Source organism: Alkanindiges illinoisensis, from assembly GCF_004377485.1.
In the GTDB taxonomy this organism is placed as follows: Bacteria; Pseudomonadota; Gammaproteobacteria; order Pseudomonadales; family Moraxellaceae; genus Alkanindiges; species Alkanindiges illinoisensis_A.
This window is the reverse complement of record NZ_SNTY01000004.1, coordinates 1-513: the sequence shown is the minus strand read 5'-3', so window position 1 is coordinate 513 and position 513 is coordinate 1. Positions and strand designations below refer to the sequence as shown.

Annotated in this window: 1 pseudogene; it reads left to right on the top strand. The window is 43.1% G+C overall.

From position 1 onward, the window contains the following. Positions 1 to 513 (top strand): annotated as a pseudogene (locus tag E2B99_RS00455) (IS5 family transposase); the annotation flags it as partial.

Sequence of the window (513 nt, the reverse complement as noted above, 5' to 3'; positions counted from 1 at the left end):
AAACAAGGGCGAAATCAAACCTACTCCGACGCAGCCATCCAATGCTGCTTAATGATTAAATCCTTATTCCGTCTGTCTTTACGTATGGTCACTGGCTTTGTGCAAAGTCTGATTAAACTTTGCGGATGAGCAGCCCCGAATATCAGTGATATTCGTACACCACGCTTTGTAGAAGACAAAAGCATATTGATATTGTAATCAGCTACCAAAAAAGTAGCGATGGGCTGCATCTACTCATGGACTCTACAGGCATGAAGTTTCTAGGTGAGGGCGAATGGAAACGCAAGAAACATGGACCTGAATATCGTCGCCAATGGCGTAAACTTCATATTGGTATAGATGCTAAAACCCTACAAATACGAGCAGTTCAGCTTACAACCAATAATGTCAGTGATTCACAGGTGCTTGGTGATTTACTTAATCAGATTCCACAAGATGAGCGGATTGACTCTGTTTATACCGATGGAGCTTATGACACCAAGCAATGCCGTCAGGTCATTGCAGATCGGCAAG